Origin of the sequence: Bacillus bruguierae (genome assembly GCF_037104725.1) — a bacterium.
Classification (GTDB): domain Bacteria; phylum Bacillota; class Bacilli; order Bacillales; family Bacillaceae_G; genus Bacillus_A; species Bacillus_A bruguierae.
In genome coordinates, this window is the sequence record NZ_JBAWSX010000012.1 from 62,402 (window position 1) to 79,254 (window position 16,853).

Annotated in this window: 16 protein-coding genes and 3 pseudogenes; 11 read left to right on the plus strand and 8 right to left on the minus strand. The window is 34.0% G+C overall.

Features of this window, described 5'->3' with window-relative positions; all coding sequences use genetic code 11:
* Positions 1 to 60: 60 nt before the first annotated feature.
* From WAZ07_RS18395 to WAZ07_RS18405, 3 genes are all read right to left on the minus strand, one after another.
* Positions 61 to 2,025 carry an ABC transporter permease gene (locus WAZ07_RS18395; RefSeq protein WP_336473599.1) on the minus strand — a complete coding sequence of 655 codons (1,965 nt, stop codon included), beginning with the start codon at positions 2,023 to 2,025 and terminating at the stop codon, positions 61 to 63.
* Positions 2,026 to 2,322: 297 nt separating this feature from the next.
* Complete coding sequence (locus WAZ07_RS18400) at positions 2,323 to 3,324, minus strand: sensor histidine kinase (RefSeq protein ID WP_336473600.1); 1,002 nt, start codon at positions 3,322 to 3,324, stop codon at positions 2,323 to 2,325.
* A gap of 3 nt (positions 3,325 to 3,327) precedes the next feature.
* Entirely contained in the window at positions 3,328 to 4,023 is a 696-nt protein-coding gene (locus WAZ07_RS18405; RefSeq protein ID WP_336473601.1) for a response regulator transcription factor, read from the minus strand.
* 211 nt (positions 4,024 to 4,234) lie between these two features.
* Here WAZ07_RS18405 and WAZ07_RS18410 point away from each other — a divergent pair, with 211 nt between their 5' ends.
* Complete coding sequence (locus WAZ07_RS18410) at positions 4,235 to 4,888, plus strand: hypothetical protein (protein ID WP_336473602.1); 654 nt, start codon at positions 4,235 to 4,237, stop codon at positions 4,886 to 4,888.
* A gap of 57 nt (positions 4,889 to 4,945) precedes the next feature.
* Here the strand turns inward: WAZ07_RS18410 and WAZ07_RS18415 are convergent, their stop codons facing one another.
* Both WAZ07_RS18415 and WAZ07_RS18420 read right to left on the minus strand, forming a co-directional pair.
* On the minus strand, positions 4,946 to 5,302 hold the full coding sequence (locus WAZ07_RS18415; protein ID WP_336473603.1) for a hypothetical protein: 357 nt from the start codon (positions 5,300 to 5,302) through the stop codon (positions 4,946 to 4,948).
* Between the two features lie 204 nt (positions 5,303 to 5,506).
* Positions 5,507 to 5,932, minus strand: a complete 426-nt coding sequence (locus WAZ07_RS18420; RefSeq protein WP_336473604.1) for a thioredoxin family protein — start codon at positions 5,930 to 5,932, stop codon at positions 5,507 to 5,509.
* A 512-nt stretch (positions 5,933 to 6,444) separates the two neighbouring features.
* Between WAZ07_RS18420 and WAZ07_RS18425 the strand changes: the two genes are divergently transcribed.
* The 3 genes from WAZ07_RS18425 to WAZ07_RS18435 are packed head-to-tail and all read left to right on the plus strand — an operon-like array spanning position 6,445 to position 8,028.
* Positions 6,445 to 6,708, plus strand: coding sequence for an autorepressor SdpR family transcription factor (locus WAZ07_RS18425; RefSeq protein WP_090916650.1), 264 nt, complete (start codon positions 6,445 to 6,447; stop codon positions 6,706 to 6,708).
* A gap of 13 nt (positions 6,709 to 6,721) precedes the next feature.
* Entirely contained in the window at positions 6,722 to 7,369 is a 648-nt protein-coding gene (locus WAZ07_RS18430) for an SdpI family protein (RefSeq protein WP_336473605.1), read from the plus strand.
* Between the two features lie 26 nt (positions 7,370 to 7,395).
* The gene (locus WAZ07_RS18435; RefSeq protein WP_336473606.1) at positions 7,396 to 8,028 is read left to right on the plus strand and encodes an SdpI family protein; all 633 of its coding nucleotides are present in this window, start codon (positions 7,396 to 7,398) and stop codon (positions 8,026 to 8,028) included.
* Between the two features lie 67 nt (positions 8,029 to 8,095).
* On the opposite strand, the pseudogene WAZ07_RS18440 reads toward WAZ07_RS18435, so the two are convergent.
* Positions 8,096 to 8,303, minus strand: a pseudogene (locus WAZ07_RS18440) (Tn3 family transposase); the annotation flags it as partial.
* Positions 8,304 to 8,328: 25 nt separating this feature from the next.
* On the opposite strand from WAZ07_RS18440, the pseudogene WAZ07_RS18445 reads away from it, so the two are divergent.
* From WAZ07_RS18445 to WAZ07_RS18460, 4 genes and pseudogenes are all read left to right on the plus strand, one after another.
* Positions 8,329 to 8,515 (plus strand): annotated as a pseudogene (locus WAZ07_RS18445) (hypothetical protein).
* A gap of 104 nt (positions 8,516 to 8,619) precedes the next feature.
* A pseudogene (locus WAZ07_RS18450) lies at positions 8,620 to 8,798 on the plus strand (IS4 family transposase); the annotation flags it as partial.
* A 416-nt stretch (positions 8,799 to 9,214) separates the two neighbouring features.
* Positions 9,215 to 9,985: an ABC transporter ATP-binding protein gene (locus WAZ07_RS18455; protein ID WP_336473607.1), complete on the plus strand. Its 771-nt coding sequence runs from the start codon at positions 9,215 to 9,217 to the stop codon at positions 9,983 to 9,985.
* Positions 9,972 to 11,918: an ABC transporter permease gene (locus WAZ07_RS18460; RefSeq protein WP_336473608.1), complete on the plus strand. Its 1,947-nt coding sequence runs from the start codon at positions 9,972 to 9,974 to the stop codon at positions 11,916 to 11,918. Before WAZ07_RS18455 ends, WAZ07_RS18460 begins: the two co-directional genes overlap by 14 nt.
* Positions 11,919 to 11,987: 69 nt before the next feature.
* Here WAZ07_RS18460 and hpt read toward each other — a convergent pair whose 3' ends face one another.
* Positions 11,988 to 12,518, minus strand: a complete 531-nt coding sequence (gene hpt / locus WAZ07_RS18465; protein WP_336473609.1) for a hypoxanthine phosphoribosyltransferase — start codon at positions 12,516 to 12,518, stop codon at positions 11,988 to 11,990.
* A gap of 140 nt (positions 12,519 to 12,658) precedes the next feature.
* Between hpt and WAZ07_RS18470 the strand changes: the two genes are divergently transcribed.
* The 3 genes from WAZ07_RS18470 to WAZ07_RS18480 all read left to right on the plus strand — a co-directional run bounded on the left by WAZ07_RS18470 (position 12,659) and on the right by WAZ07_RS18480 (position 15,177).
* Positions 12,659 to 13,561, plus strand: coding sequence for an ABC transporter permease subunit (locus WAZ07_RS18470; protein WP_336473610.1), 903 nt, complete (start codon positions 12,659 to 12,661; stop codon positions 13,559 to 13,561).
* On the plus strand, positions 13,554 to 14,471 hold the full coding sequence (locus tag WAZ07_RS18475; protein ID WP_336473611.1) for a peptide ABC transporter permease: 918 nt from the start codon (positions 13,554 to 13,556) through the stop codon (positions 14,469 to 14,471). The genes WAZ07_RS18470 and WAZ07_RS18475 overlap by 8 nt, the downstream gene beginning before the upstream one ends.
* 382 nt (positions 14,472 to 14,853) lie before the next feature.
* Positions 14,854 to 15,177: a hypothetical protein gene (locus tag WAZ07_RS18480; protein ID WP_336473612.1), complete on the plus strand. Its 324-nt coding sequence runs from the start codon at positions 14,854 to 14,856 to the stop codon at positions 15,175 to 15,177.
* Positions 15,178 to 15,335: 158 nt separating this feature from the next.
* On the opposite strand, the gene pgtP is transcribed toward WAZ07_RS18480, so the two are convergent.
* On the minus strand, positions 15,336 to 16,700 hold the full coding sequence (pgtP, locus tag WAZ07_RS18485; protein WP_090916630.1) for a phosphoglycerate transporter PgtP: 1,365 nt from the start codon (positions 16,698 to 16,700) through the stop codon (positions 15,336 to 15,338).
* Positions 16,701 to 16,853: the final 153 nt, after the last annotated feature.

A 16,853-nucleotide genomic window follows, 5' to 3' on the forward strand; every position in this document is an offset into this window, starting at 1 on the left:
TGCAGGAACAAAGGCTCTCGTTCATCTAAAAAAGGGGAGCGATTTTTTGCCTTATATTTTTTATAGTTTAATATGCTGGGACAACTTTTGCATATATAATGAACGAATTAAAAGGAAAAAGAGAATTTCAACCGTTCCAAAAATAATAAGGACAACACTAACCTCAGTAAACAAGGATAGTTTGATTATGCCTTTCCACATTTTTGCGGCAAACATCGTATGAATGGAAGCCATTATATATGGCACAAAAAATAAGATAGCAAGCTGAATGGTAGCTGACCGCTTCATTTCTGATTCTGTTAAGCCAATTTTTGTAATCGCAATATACTTGTCTTGTTCATTCGTTAAATCTGTATACATACGGAAGTAAAGTACGCTTCCAGCCCCGATAAAGAAGATAACACCAAGGAATGTACCAATAAAGAAAAAGGAAGCATTTTGTAGTTTCGTTTCATATAGTTGATTGCTTCCTTCAAAAGCTTCATATAAACGTTCTTCAGAATGAATTTGTTTGCGATCTGCATAAAGCTTTTCGATGAATGCGGCGGCTATTGTATGTGTATTTTCCCAATTTTGTACTTGGAAATTGTATAACGTCATATGTTTCATAGCATGTGATAGCGATTGTACCGTATTGTCGGATAAGACGAGTACATTTGGAATAATTCCAGAGGGTATCACATTTTTATCACCAATACCTTGCACGTGTAATTTCAAGGAATTTGGAGAAAGAGTAATTGACTGTTTTTGGTAGTCCCACTTACCAGTTATAATTTCATAAGAGTACCCAGGGAGTACATACGTTTCATCATCTTTCAAGAAAATCTTTTTATGATGGAGTGCAGTAGCTAACTGATTATAATCACTTTGTTTTAATACATACACTTCATCTTCATAAGAGGAATTTGTTCCTTTTTGTAGCGATATACCATATAAGTCTACTTTTATTTTTTTGTATTCAAATTTCTCATCTTTTAATCGCTGTTCTAACCAATCGATATGCTGCGAAGCGATTGGATTAGCATCATAGGAAAGATAAGTAAATGGAAATGGGTTATCTTTCACAATTTGTGTTTTTGTGAATTTACCAAAACCATATATGAAGGTCATCATGGTAAAGGCGAGAGTAGACAACATTGTTACTACAAAGAGCATATTAATATTTGTACGAATACGGCTTGCTAAATCAGAAATCCATAGCAAATTAATTCGTTTCATATAAAATTTCCGTCTTCTTTTCAACATATGAATGAGCAGAAAGCTAAATTGTGAAAAGAAAAAATATGTCCCGACTGCCACCAGTGTTGGAATGGAAAAAATACTAGATAAAATGTATAGTACACCAATCATATCACCTAGTGACATAAAGTACTTTGGACACATTGCTAGTGTGTATCCAGAAAGCAAGCATGAAATGCCAAACAAGGAAATGATAATGGATGGCTTCTTTTCTTTTTGATTTATTTTTCCTTCTTTTAAAAGACGTACAGCTTTTCTCGTTCGAATTAACACAGGGGTAAAAGCTGATACGAAGATAAAGAGTCCAAGAAAGGTTGACGTTGTTAACAGAATTGCACCTTTTGGAAAATATAAGTATAATCCGGGCATGTGTGTAATTTTTGCTGTAACTAATAAGAAAAGTTGTGAAAAGACAATCCCAACTTGAATTCCGATAAAAATAGAAAGAAGTCCAATTAACATATTCTCAATGAAAATGAGTCGTTTTAATTGCTTTTTTGATATACCTAAAACAGTTAAAACGCCAAATTGCTTTTTTCGAACCTTTAAAAACGTACCGGTAGAATATAATAAAAAGAAAAATGAAAAGAATACAATAACAGCCTCAGATACCCCCATTAAGGTGTCGATACCGGAAGTTGTGTCAGCATTTTGCAAACGAGGATGAAATAAATACACGGCAAATGAAAAGAAAATTGCAATGGAAAAGGAACTGCTTAGAAAGTAGGCAAAATAAGCACGGGAGTTACGTGTTACGTTCTTAAATGCAAATTGCCAAAATGTCATATTTTTATCCTCTCAGTCTTAAAATCATTCTTATATGTTGCAAAAGTGTATGAGGAAAGGATTCCTCATACACTTTGTCATAGAATTTCTATAAGCTATATAAATTCATTTTGATCTTTTAACATATAAGTCACTGCTATGCAGGTCAAAAAATGACCGCTACTTGTTGTCTCACTTTGTTTAAACCTTGCATGTGGCAGGGAAAGGCCCTGACCGCTTCTATGCATGGCCAGATGTTCTTGCCTGTCTAAAAAGAACAGGTTTTTATGTCGGTTTTTTAACTTATATTTCTATAAGTTAACCTTCATCTGTTTTGTTTATAGCATTATGGAAAATAATTTTGATACTTGTACCTTTGCCAACTTCAGAGTCTAGTTTGACAGAATGACCTAAATAGGAGCAAATTTTACTCACAATATATAAGCCCATACCAGTAGACTCTCCAAACATTCGTCCATTCTTTCCTGTATAAAACGGTTCAAATACACGGCGAATATCTTCCTGCGGAATACCGACACCTTCATCACGCACTTCTAAAATAATATCTTTTCCGCTTTGAACAGCAGATAAGAATACTTTTTTTCCTCTTTCTCCTGAATATCGAACCGCATTTGTCATTAACTGATAAATAATGAATTTCAGCCACTTTGCATCAGAAGCAACCATTAAATCAGAATGCACTTCTAAAACAGGAAAGACACCGTTTCGAATAAACAGCTCTTTTAAGCTATTTATATTTTTGGTGACCGCGTCTTTTAAAGAAATGGTTTCTACATGAAAGTCTTCATGGAAATTATTTAACCGTGCCATATATAATGCCATATCTAATCCTTGATTTAATTTTTCTAGCTCTTGTTTAAATTTTGGAATAAGATGTTCATCTTCCATTTCAAATACCATTAGCTGCATAACAGAAACGGGCGTTTTCATTTGATGTACCCATTGATTAATAAACATTTGATGCTCTTGCTGTTTTACTTCATATGCTTGCAATTCTTTTTGGAATAGACGATATTGTGTACGAACAAGTTCATTTACGCCATGCGGCATAGGAGCAGTTGCTCGCTCAATGAACGCATCTTCTATTTTGTCAGGCAGTTCACTTAGTCGTTTATATAATCTACGATTTCGAACGTATCGATAAGCAAGAAAACAAATGAATAGATACAAACTTAGTACAATAAAATAAAATTTATTGTTTTTAAACCCATCAACGGAATCATACAAAATGAAGATGATCCCAAAGTTTAAAATATAAAGAAGTAAAAAGCCAATGTGATCACGTAAAAATAACTTCATTCTCTATTCACTCCAAGTTGCGTTTAACCGATAGCCTAAGCCACGTACCGTCTCGATCGCATTTTCAATTCCGAGCTCAGTAAACTTTTTACGAAGACGTGTAATATTTACGTTTAGTGTGTTCTCTTCAACAAAGCTTTCATCATCCCAAAGTGCAGATAACAAATCTTCTCGGCCTGCTGTACGAGGATGTTTAGATAGAAGCATTTCTGCTAGAATTGCTTCTTTTTTCGTTAGTAATACTTGCTCATTCTTAAAATGAAGTTCTGGTCGTTCAGGATATAGTTTTAATCCTTCTACTTCAACAATACGTTCTGTCATACTTGGTGCATAGTCACCGTAAATGCGGCGTAATTGACCTTTAATTTTTGCCATCACTACATCATAGTGGAATGGCTTTGTAATATAATCATCAGCACCGCTTTCGATTGCCATAATTTGCTCCATTTCACCAGCGCGAGCAGAAATGAAAACAATTGGGCAAGTGGATTCATGACGAATTTGACGGCACCAGTAGAAACCATCAAACTTTGGTAAATTTACATCTAATAAAACAAGATGTGGTTTTGTATGATGAAATGAAGCCATAATATCATCAAAGTTATCTGCAACAACTGCTTCGTAACCGTATTTTTGAATGTGAGATTGCAGTAAAGATGAAATACTTGGATCATCTTCTATAATTAAAATCTTGTACATACGTAAATGCCTCCTCTAACTTTGTGTATATATAGTGTAACATTTGTTTTCTTCGTTTTCATTATGTTGAGGGTACCCCATGTATAAATTTTCTCAACGTAAAGAGTACCTATATTGCTAATGAATCTATTTAAAATTACAAACCATTAATTTACAATTATTTATGAACTTTAAATGCCTTAACAATATTTTATAGTAGAGGAGTCTATAAATGAAAAAAGCATGTTCCTTCTTGATGATTGTATGGGTGTGTATATTTGTATCTGCTTGTTCCAGTCAAACAAAATCAGAGACAGAAATGAAATCTGATCGTGAGAAAAATTCCACAACGTCTCAACCGAATGTAAAAGTTAAGCCTTATAAAGAACCATTAACTCAAGTAGGGGATAAAGCACAACATCCACTTGGAATGTTTGTCTTGAACCAATTGAGTGAACCAAATACGACTATTGAACTAGGACCGCTCAATATCAAAGTGGAGCGAATTAAAATCGTACGGAGCACAGAATTAAGTGATATCGGAAAGTATAATTTAGAAGAACGAGGATTGAATACAGAGGAAATGAATGCAATTCAACTAACAACCACTTTAGAAAATACTTCGGATCAACCGCTTGATTTGGAGAAAGGTCCCATAAAAACACTAGTTTTAAGTAACGGAGAACAAGTAGATGTGTATAAAATGAGTGCAGATCCGAAAGAGCGGAGCTTAAAAGCAAGAGAAAAAATTAAATTTACGTTAATCTGTTTTCTATCACAAGTTCCAGGGGATTTAAAGGATGTAAAAGTGACTACAGACGTAGTGCGAGATAAAACGACCAATAATGAGGTAAGCGCTCTGAAAACCGTAGAGATTAAAATGTGAATAAAAAAGGGATGAACCAAGCCCACATGGCTTGGTTCATCCCTTTTTATTTTATAATTAAAATGTACAATAACTAACAACTGGACTAGATGAACCCGTTTTAATAAAATAATCAGGAGCATAACCATAATCTAGATCGCCGCGCCAATAATTATCATGTACCAAATCCCAAACTTTACTTCCATAGTAGGATTCACCATTAACATAGCAGTATAAAAAGAGGCTGTTCCCATCTGGAATATCTGTTTCAGTCCGCGTACCATTTATTGTTGGAGTGTTACGAAGATCCAAGCCTGCACCACCAGTTTTTTGAACTGGATAGAACCCCTGAGCATGGGATATATCCTGATTTGCAAATAAAACAGAACCAGCCACTGCTATTGAAGCTATTGAGAATGCAATCTTTTTAAACATGTCCTACCTCCTAATATATTTTGTTTAGTTTAATAGGGGATTTCCCCCTCATGCCTATCAAACTAAGATAGGTAAATATTTAATTTTTCTTGGTAAGCATGAGGGAGTATCCCCTGAAAATATATTGCTCTACTATAAAATACATATAAAAAATGGTAAAAACAACAATAAAAGTAAGATTTCGTTATTTCTCAACTTTCGTCTTTACTTATTATTCTCAAACCAGTTTTTAAACGTTTCTCGAGATTGTTCTCCTAAAATTCGATTCATTTCTTTTCCATCTTTATAAGAAATAATTGTAGGTGTCCCTTTTATTTGAAACATATTCCAACCATTTGGATAATCTTCTAAATTCATAACTTGCATATCAATATTCATATTTTTAGCCAAAGGAACTACAATTGGGGAAATTCTTGAGCAATGAGGACATGCTGGCTTGTAAAAATAAACAATTTTTGTTTTGTGATTTGAAATATCTTGTTGTAATTGTTCTGGTGTAATTTGATTTTCATAATAATTAATTGTTTCTACACTTGTTGTTTTCTCGCTGTTTGTTTCCTTATTTGTGATAAAAGTAATGATTACAAGTATCGAAAGAATAGTGATAGCAAAAATAAGCATTTTTTTCATATACTTTGTCTCTCCCCTATTTCATTTAATAAGAATACAATTACAAATGATAATGATAAGAAATGCTATTGTTATAAATCCAAATTAAAAAATTGACATAAAACCCTTTTCTTTTTCGATGAAAAAGAGCATCTGGCCATGCATAGAAGCGGTCAGGGCTTATTTCTGCTATATGCAAGTTTTAAAACAAAAGGAGAAAGTAAGTAGCGGTTATGTTGTATTTTGCATAACGGCGACTGATATGTCGAAAAATTAAAATGGATATATAGAGAACTTATAATTACAATGAAGAGTTCAAAAGTTATTATAAATTATTGATTGATTATTTCGAATATTTTTTATGGAATATTCCCAAAATTGATATTGAGAAAATTTTACTTCCAAATATTGGTTTTCTATGTATTGATGCTCCCGCGGTTAGGTACAGTAGTGATGAAATTGACAAATTTAAGAAATGAATTTAATATTTAGATAAATATCTAAATGTCTAATTAATGAAAGGAAGAAAGACATTGAATCAAGCATTTAAAGCGTTAGCAGATCCAACAAGGCGCAAAATTTTAGACTTATTAAAAGAAGGAAACTTAACAGCAGGAGAGATTGCCGATCACTTCAACATGACAAAGCCGAGTATTTCTCATCACTTAAATGCGCTCAAAAACGCAGAGCTTATTCAAGATGAGAAAAAAGGACAGTTTGTTGTGTATTCATTAAATACGACTGTGTTTCAAGATTTGTTAACATGGGTGTTTACGTTTACGAATAGAGGAGAATAGAGGAGGATGGAAAGTGAGGAAACATATTGTTCCATGGCTATTAATTTTTACAATCGCAATAGGCTGGTATATAGCCTGGCCGTATTTACCAGAGCAAATTCCAAGGCATTACAATATCGAAGGAGAGATAGACGGATATTTTTCTAAAGTAAGCATTATATCTTTTTCGATGGGAAGTATGATATTTTTCTATATTGTTTGGATTTTCATAAGAAGAATTGATTTAACAAAAGGAGGGTATAAATACTTTGCTAAGGCCCTTTCAAAGATTAATTATATGATTCTTATCACCATATTTGGTTCTAACATATTGGGTATACTTCATTCCGTAGGTTATGATGTAAAAGGTTCTGTAATAGTCAATTTTGCACTTGGTACGCTATCGATTATATTAGGAAACTATATGCAACAAACGAAACCAAATTACTTAATTGGGATTCGCACATCTTGGACATTAGAGAATAAAGAAGCCTGCGATTACCATCGATTTGCTTCGAAATCAATGGTAATCGCAGGCTTCTTTGTATATGCTGCGGCTCTTTTGAAAGACCCTATTAATCTATTTATTGGGGCAGGTATCGTGCTATTAGGTGCTATTATCCCGACGATAAAATCTTACTCTATTTATAAAAAAGAAATAGGATTAGAAGGCAAATCATAAAAGTATGGTAGGGGAGAAGAAACAAAATGAAGAAACACATTCTTGCCATTATATTTATTAGCATAACAATATTAGCTTGGATTATTTCTTGGCCACATCTTCTAGATACAATCGCTACGCATTGGAGCGGCGATACTCCAGATGGTTATTCCCCTAAATTAATTGGGATGTTGTTGATGGTTGGAATTATGATTGGAACTTATATATTACTAAATGTTGTTCCAAAGATTGATCCAAAGAAAGAGAATTATAAAAAATTCTCGAAAAGTTTTATGATGATCACTTACAGTGTCCTCGTTGTATTGTTCATCGCGAACATGGATATTATTGCAACTGGATTGGGCTATAATTTATCGATAAATCGTTTTTCAGGATTGCTTGTTGGTATTTTGTTTTTAGTGATAGGTAACTATCTGCCGCAATGTAAACCAAACTATTTCATCGGCATTCGTACTCCATGGACATTAAGCAATGAAGAAGTATGGCGCAAAACCCACCGTTTTAGCGGAAAAGTATTTATGATTTTAGGGATTATCATGTGCGGAAGTATTTTTGCTCCTGTTACTTGGGAATCATATATCATACTGACTGTTGCTTTAGGTGGTGCGGTCATCACAATGCTGTATTCTTATTTTGCTTATAAGAAAGAAATATTTTGATAATAACGTAAAACAAGGAAAGAGAGTAGCTTTCCTTGTTTTTATATGTAAATGGCTTTCACCTGAACTGCCGTGGATAGGCTCCAAGTTTTTTAGAATAAGAGACGCTGTTACTGTCCCATTGCGAACAGAACGAATCAATGGCAATAAATCATCTCAATGTTCTTTTATGTTTTTATATGAATTGTCCCGCCAATCATAAATTCCAAGTATGGTTGTTTTGAGGGCTTGTTAAAAATATAAATTTTATTTTTACCAATTGTTTTAATTTTAGGAAGAGAATTTAAAACACATTTTAATATGAAATATTGCATATTAAAATGTATTGATAAAGGTGTGTGCGCTTACTATAATAAAAGCATAAAGACGTAACACATCTTAATATTTAAAAAGAGGAGGAAATAATATGGCAATCGCAATGGCAGTTTTAAAATTTTTAGGTGGATTACTTCCATTCGTACAAGAGCTTTTAAAAGCATTTATGTAAGTTCATTATTTAGCAATTATGTATAGCAATTATTATACAAATGACCTGTATATCAAAGATGAATTGATGTGCAGGTCATTTGTGTGAGCAAAGTCCCTTATTGTAATGTAAAACAGGAGCGATTAGAGTGCCAATTATATGGAAAGCTAATCGCTATTTTTTTATGCTCCTCTACTATATTTAAAATGCGTCAACTTCTTTTGAAAAAGAAGAAAAGAGAATGAAACGAATATAAGCAATTAGAATGATTCAAGATCATTTATATTTGTTGTATCAAGCTATATAACAAAACAACAAGCATAAGGTATGAAAAAAAAGTTCTGTTTTAAAAGAGCATTTTCCCTAATATAAAGATATAATATTATATTGAAATAGTTATATTGAGGTGTAATCATAATATGAATCTTATATCAGTAATCTATTTATTATATTTTATTTAAATAACAACAAGGTTTTCGAAAAAAGACAGAAAGAAAAAAGCCACTTTTCCATTTAGAAGAGTGGCTTTTTTAAACCTTACATAAATGTAAGGTTTATGTAAGAGAAATAGATAGCCGGTTATTATTGAGAATGTTATAGTAGCAAGGTGCTTTGGAAAGAAATTCTAATATAATTTTTTATATAACAATTCAAATTGTGTAAGGAAGTGTGATCGTGGCAACAGTAATGATGAGATAGGATAAAGCGAGGGATATAGTAATGAAGACAGTGTTAGAAGCTAAAGATATTAGAAAAGTATATAATACCGGTGGAAATAAATACGAAGCGTTAAAAGGCATTAACTTGCAAGTGAAAGAAGGCGAGTTCGTTGGAATTATGGGGCCGTCTGGATCAGGGAAAACAACTTTATTAAATGTTCTTTCTACAATTGATAACACGACGAGCGGTGAAATTTTAATTGATGGAAATGATATTGTGAAAATGAATGATGATAAATTAGCGTTGTTCCGTCGTGATCACTTAGGGTTCATTTTCCAAGATTATAATTTATTAGATACGTTAACGGTAAAAGAAAACATTGCGCTCCCACTTGCACTATCAAAAGTAAAGACAAGTGAAATTGACCGCCGTGTTCTTGAAATCGCGAAAAAGTTTGGCATTGATCATATTTTAGATCAATATCCATACCAAGTATCTGGTGGGCAAAAACAGCGCTGTGCAGCTTCTCGTGCCATTGTTACAAATCCAAGTATGATTTTTGGAGACGAGCCAACGGGGGCGCTAGATTCTAATTCTGCAACTGATTTATTGGAGAGTTTGAAAGCATTAAATGAATATGACCAATCGACAATTTTAATGGTTACACATGATGCATTTGCCGCAAGTTATTGTAAGCGCGTTATTTTTATTAAAGATGGTGAGTTATTTAAAGAACTGTACAAAGGAGAATTAACACGCAAGCAGTTTTTCGAGCGAGTATTAGACGTAATGTCTACGATCTCTGGAGGTGCAGTAGATGACGTTATCTAGTATTGCCTTTCGCAATATAAAGCGTAACTTTAAAGATTATGCTTTATATTTTATGTCGATGATTTTTAGCATCGTTATTTATTTTACATTTGCATCGCTTCAATATAATACGCAAATGGAAAAAGCAGCGGAAGGATCAAAGAAAATTAGCGGTGCATTCCAAGTTTCTAGCGTGATGCTCATTATTTTCGTAGCGGTATTTATTATTTATTCCAATGGTTTCTTTACACGTAAACGGAAAAAAGAAGTTGGTTTATATTCTTTACTAGGAATTCGTAAACGCCAAATTGGGAAAATGTTGTTTTATGAGAATATGTTAATGGGGTTAATGTCGCTAGTAATTGGTATTGTAATTGGCAGCGTGCTGTCTAAGTTATTCCTTGAATTATTAGTAGGCTTGATGGGACTTGATTTACAAGTTCATTTTGAGGTGCCGCTAGCGGCGATTATAAATACAGTTATTGTATTCTTTTTTATTATTTTATACACGTCGTTGCAAGGATATCGTTTAATTTATCGCTTTAAACTTATTGAGCTGTTCCGTGCTGAGCGTGAAGGAGAACAAATGCCAAAAGAATCTATTATGATGGCATGTACCGCTGTATTCTTAATTGGATCTGGGTATTTCTTATCACTTATGTTTACGAAAGCTATTAAATACGCAGACTTCATGATGATCACATTTTATATTTTATTTGCGACCGTACTTGGTACGTATTTATTATTTATGTTCTTTACAGTTGTTGTTTTAAGAAGAACAAGAAATCATAAATCATCCTTTTATAATGGAATGAATATGGTAACAACATCTCAGCTTTTATACCGCATTAAAGGAAATGCAAAATCTTTGGCGACAATTGCTATTTTGAGCGCGGTAACATTAACGGCTGTTGGTACATCTGTTACAACGTATTATAATACATTTACTCAGGCGAAAGAGTTTGCGCCGTATAGTTTTTCTTATGAGAAAAAAGATGCCGCTTTCGAACAAAGGGTGAATGCACTCTTCGCAGAAGAGAAAAAGCATAATCCAATTACAGAGCAATTTGAAATTGAAATGGTTCCAGTGAAAGGGAAATTTACAGGCGAAAAAGCAGATATAAGTATGAATGTTCATTATATAATGACAGAGCGATATCAACTTGTATCGCAATCTGCCTTCAATACAATTGCGAAAAAAATGGATGTGGATGCGGTAAGTTTAACTGCTGAGGAAGCATTTGTATTTGATGGCATGTACAGCGAAGGACATGAATTTAGTACAGCATATAAAGGAAGCAAAGCAGTGTTTCCTATTTGGAATGAAACGAAGACATTAACAATTAAAGGTGCTGAAGGTCGTAACGTTACGAATTTAGGAGAATTAGTTGTTGTTGTGCCAGATGACGTATACGAGCAGGCGAAAAAGACAGCTGAAACAAGAGTTGTTAAAAATATTAATGTGAAAAATGAGAAAGACAGTAAATCATTAACGGAGAAGTTAGTAAAGATTATGCCAAGAGAGTCTGAAACTGCACCGGTCTTTAGAGATTTCTATACAGGATTTAAAGGCGGAATGGAAGCAACGGGGATGATGATATTTATCGGTGTTTTCTTAGGGCTTGTATTTTTACTTGCAACAGGGTCTATCATTTACTTTAAACAGTTAACAGAAGCAAATGCAGACCGTGACCGTTACGTCGTTCTTCGTAAAATTGGGGTAACGAAGCAAGAAATGAAGAGAGCAATCGCAAAACAGATCTTCTTTATCTTTGCGATTCCATTGCTAGTTGGAATTTTGCATAGCTTATTTGCGTTAAAAGGATTATCAAATTTATTACCGTTTGAAATTTTAATTCCATTATTAATGAGTATTGGAGTATATAGTGTTATCTATATTGGCTATTACTTTTTAACAGTTCGTTCTTACTTGAAGATTGTAAGTGAAAAGTAGTAGAAAAAGGAGTTGATCAAAAAGTAGACTTTTTGGTCAGCTCCTTTTTTGCTAAGTATGTATGTCGTATTATTTATCTGTTACAACTGATGCAATATACGGTAAGTTACGGTATTTCTCAGCACAGTCGATGCCGTAGCCAACGATGAATTCATCCGGGATCACGAAGCCGACATATTCAGCTGTTAAATCAACTTTACGGCGTTCTGGTTTATCAAGAAGCGTACAGAATTTTAACGTTTTTGGTTTATGCATCAAGAAATGGTCTTTTAAGAAATGAAGCGTTAAACCAGAATCAATAATATCTTCTACTACGATTACGTTTTTATCAGTAATATTTACATCGATGTCTTTTAGTAACTTCACTTTTCCAGTTGTTGTTGTTTGGTTTCCATAGCTAGATGCAGAAATGAAGTCAATTGTTACATCATTTTTAATATGGCGAATTAAATCTGCTGCAAATACGAAAGAACCTTTTAATACAGCAATCACAAAAATTTCTTCTCCTTCAAAATCACGTTCAATTTGCATTGCTAATTCTTTTACTTTTTCTTGCAGTTGTTCTTGTGAGATTAAAGTGTCTTTTATTTGAATATCCATTGAAAGCCTCCTACATTATAAAACTTATGAACAGTTTGACTGTAAAGGATTGATAGGAAAAAGTCAAAAAAGAGAGTACTTACTTTAAATGGAATGTACATAATATTTAGAATATAATAGAGTAAAAAAGCAGGTGAACTATGCGGAAACTTATAGCGAGTCTTGTTCATATTTGTTTGCTTATGGTGACATTTACGATGTTAGTCTGTCTGCCAACATTATTTGTAGATGGAAAAGATGTAGGATTTTATGTGAAACCGTTTCTCTCCCAAATTGCAAATGTTTTCTCTTCGATATTACATCCTTCGCAGCTAAAGATGACCATTGGAACGCAAGTGAGGACCATTCCGGATCATGTAGAAGTATTTGCGGTGCAAAAAAGAGAATACCCGCTCTTTCCTGTTGTGATAAAGCCTTATGTATATTCAATTGGACTTATTTTTGGCGCATTTGTTGTATCCGTTTTGTTAGCGGTTATCAGTAGTATAGGAACTGCTATGCTGCCAAGAAATATTCGCATAATAATAGAGGGATTTGTATCCATTCTTAAAACAGTTCCAGATGTTTTTTTTATTTTCTTTATGCAGCTTCTCGTTATAAGTGTATATCGAAATATAGACTTTTTAGTATTGAATCCAATTTCTACAGAACAAAATCCATCCATCGTACTACCGATCCTCATTCTATCTTTTTTACCAACTATCTCATTATTTCAATTGCAACTATTACTTATCCGTGAGGAACAAAAGCAAGATTATGTTACTTTCGCAAGAGCGCGAGGCTTTAGTGAAATGTATATTTTATGTAAGCATATTTTTCGTAATGTTATTGTTTCTGTTATGAATCACGTGCAATATATATTGCTAGTTCTCGTGACAAATTTGCTTATTTTTGAATATCTGTTTCATGCAAAAGGGATATTGTCCATTATAATGAGCGGTCAAGATCCAGCGGTCATTGTGTATTTGCTTTTGCTTTTTATCGTACCTATTTATGGAGTCGTTCTATTTCTACAATGGGGAAAGGAGAAGATGTATGCATAGGTACTTCCATATTATATTTGTTACCGTTGTTTTTCTTTTGCTTCTTATAAGTTTTTTCCTGCCATATGTCCAGCATGAACCTGCGGTGAAACAATATCGTTATGATGAAAGTGACACACTTGTAGAAGCGGCACCATTCTCTCCATCTCGTAAGTATTGGTTTGGAACAGATCGAAGAGGAGAAGATTTATTTTATAAGATAATGGACGGGGCAAAATATACGATTTTCATTGCGTTATTTGTTGCGGTTGTAAGAGTCATTGTATCGCTATGTATAGGTTTTTTAATGAGTAATGTAAAAAGAAAATCAGCTTTCTTCCATCACTTTGTGATGAATTTGCAGTTATTTCCGCAAACAATATTTTGCTTTTTCTTACTCACTCCTTTCGTTATGTATGAAATACGGACAGAACAGGTCGTCACAAATATTCAATTATTATATATACAAATTGCTGTGTTCATTCTCGTTGCCGTTCCGAGTTTAACACGGTTATTTCAGCAAGAAATTCAGCAGCTTTGGCAGAAGGAATATGTGCAAAGCTCATTCTTATTGGGTGGAAGTAAAGGGCATGTATTTCGAACGCATCTTATTAAAGCATTAGGCCCACAAATTGTATTTCAAGTTGGAGAGCAAATGGTACAAGTGCTCCTTCTTATGCTGCATTTGTCTATTTTTAAATTGTTTCTCGGAGGAACGAAGATTGTTTCCGGACAAACGCACGATGAATTTAATTTGTATTTCCCATATTTAAACGAATGGTCCAATTTAATTAGCTATTATTATGTAGAGCTCATGATTGAACCAAGAATTATTATGATTCCAGTTCTGCTTTATATGATTCTATTATTTTGTATGACGAAAATTGTGAATGGGTATAAGGAATTACAGTTTGAGAAAGGAAGATTGTAGGGAATAAAAAACAAATATCTCTTTATATATGAGTTGAAAAAACAACATCAAAACCCCTTTCTTTTTAAGGGAGGACGAGAGCATCTGGCCATGCATAGAAGCGGTCAGTTCCTTTTTCTGCCACATGCAAGGTTTGAAACAAAAGGGGAAAGTAAGTAGCGGTCATGTTGTACTCTGCATAGCAGTGATTTACATAGGATTGCAAGCGGAATTTTTATATTTATATATCTTTATTGACTATTATAACCTTACAAAAATGTAAGGTTTTTTGTAAGGTAAATCGATAGTTTAGCGGTATTATTTTGAATAAACTTATCTATGTAAGACACACACATTTTAGGGAAAAAAGACGTTAGGCACTACAACTGAAAGGAGAAAGAGAATGGAGAAGCGCTCAGCGGCTCTTGCTTTATTATTAGAGAATGACGCGATTATGTTGGCTAATAATAAGGATTGTACAACTGTAATTGATCGGCAAGAAAGGCCAGTAGATTCATGCGATAAAATAGTATGGTACAAATGGAATGAGAATTACAAAGAGAACATAAATGAGCAATATCACATAGGGTATGATGTGCATAGAGTTGTTTTATGGAATGAGATGAAATCTTGGATTCATAGGCAAAACGGTAAGGATAATTTTGAAAGCAGCCGCGCACTCCATTCTCAAACTCCTGAAATGGTAAGAAACAGAGAGTCACATTAGGAAAGTAATTTAGAAAACTGAGACACAAAAAAAGATTGCTGTTTAAGCAATCTTTTTTTGTGTCACCTGACAATTCTTTTAACAATTGTCAGGTTGTTTAGGTTGGCTAGATAAAGATTCCGTTAATGCTAAATTGACTTGGAACCTTGTTTAACGATTTAGGATTGGAGTCCCTGTTTTTTATTGTATTCTAGCTCTTTTGCTCCGCGATGGGCCAATATACAGCATATGATGCAGCAAACAGTTGCTGCTAGTAATACATAGAAACCACCGTTCCATCCTACCTTGTCAACCATTACACCAAAGAGGGTAGTACCTAAAGATGCACCTAGAATGTAGCTCATAAAACCTCGCAAGCCAACTGCAGAGCCAACGGCGAAAGATGGAACTACCTCCATAGTTTGTACTGAAGCTAGAAACTGTGGAATGTAAATCAAGCATCCAATAATAGCTGCGAAGATAGTCACCCAATGTAAAGATGTGCTTTGCCAGTAACCAATGATACAGATAAGTATCATTGTCATAGCAATGATTGCAGGCGGCATACGGTGCCCTTTGAATAACTTGTCTGATAGATAACCAGCCAGAAGAGTAGAAGGAATAGCTGCCCATTCAAAGAATAAAAAGGCAACACTCATCTCTTCTTTAGTGAAATGTTTTACATGTAACAAATAAATAGGCAACCAGCTTATGATGCCGAAACGAACCATGTAAACGAAGACATCTACGAAGGAAACGAACCATGCATTTTTGTTAAATAAAACATAATTCTTAAAAATCTGCCAGGCACTCATGTCTACTGGCGGTTTTGAATCAGCGCTTTGTTGCACTTTCGAATCGGATTCGTCCTTGATAATTTCGCTTAACGGAGGCAAGCCCTCACTTACCGGTGAGCCTTTAATAAGGGTTAGTATTACCAATGCCATAACAATGGCTATAGCAGCTGGAACTTGGTAGCTTGCCGTTTGCCAGTGATTGGAGCCTAACATAGCAAAACTCATACCAACGATAGGTGCTACGATACCTCCACCTATATTGTGAGAAATATTCCATATAGCACCGATAGTTCCTCTTTCTTTACGAGGAAACCAATTTGCAATAGTAATAAAGCTAGGCCCAACTCCCATTCCTTGAAAAAACCCATTGAAAACAACGAGAATTGCAAACATCCAAAATGCCGTGCTGAAGCCCATCATAATATTAACCATAGCGCACAGAAGTAAACCAAGCGCCATATACCTTTTAGGATTAGCTTTGTCGGCTAAACTACTCATCAAACCCTTACTAACTCCATAAGCGATAAGCATGGAACTGCTTAATAAACCTACTTCTGTAGCACTAAGGTTGAGTTGTTCCTTCAGATAAGGAGTAGATAAGGCAAAATTGTTACGTACTATATAGTAAGCTATGTAACCTAAGAACACTCCTAGTAAAGATTGTAGTCGGAAAAGCTTATAGGTTTTTTGAACCTGATCTGGTGCTATTTTTGTAGTAGCAATTTTAGGTTTCAAAAATGAGAACATACTATCTACCTCGATTTCTTTACTTTGATTTACAGAAAAAACTTAGACTAGCATGAAATTTAGTATTTCAATAGAGTGCCAGTTTGGTGAAGACGTTTTCAACAATACTTGTGTTACATCGTTCCCCCTTTGTTACATTATCTTATATGTCAA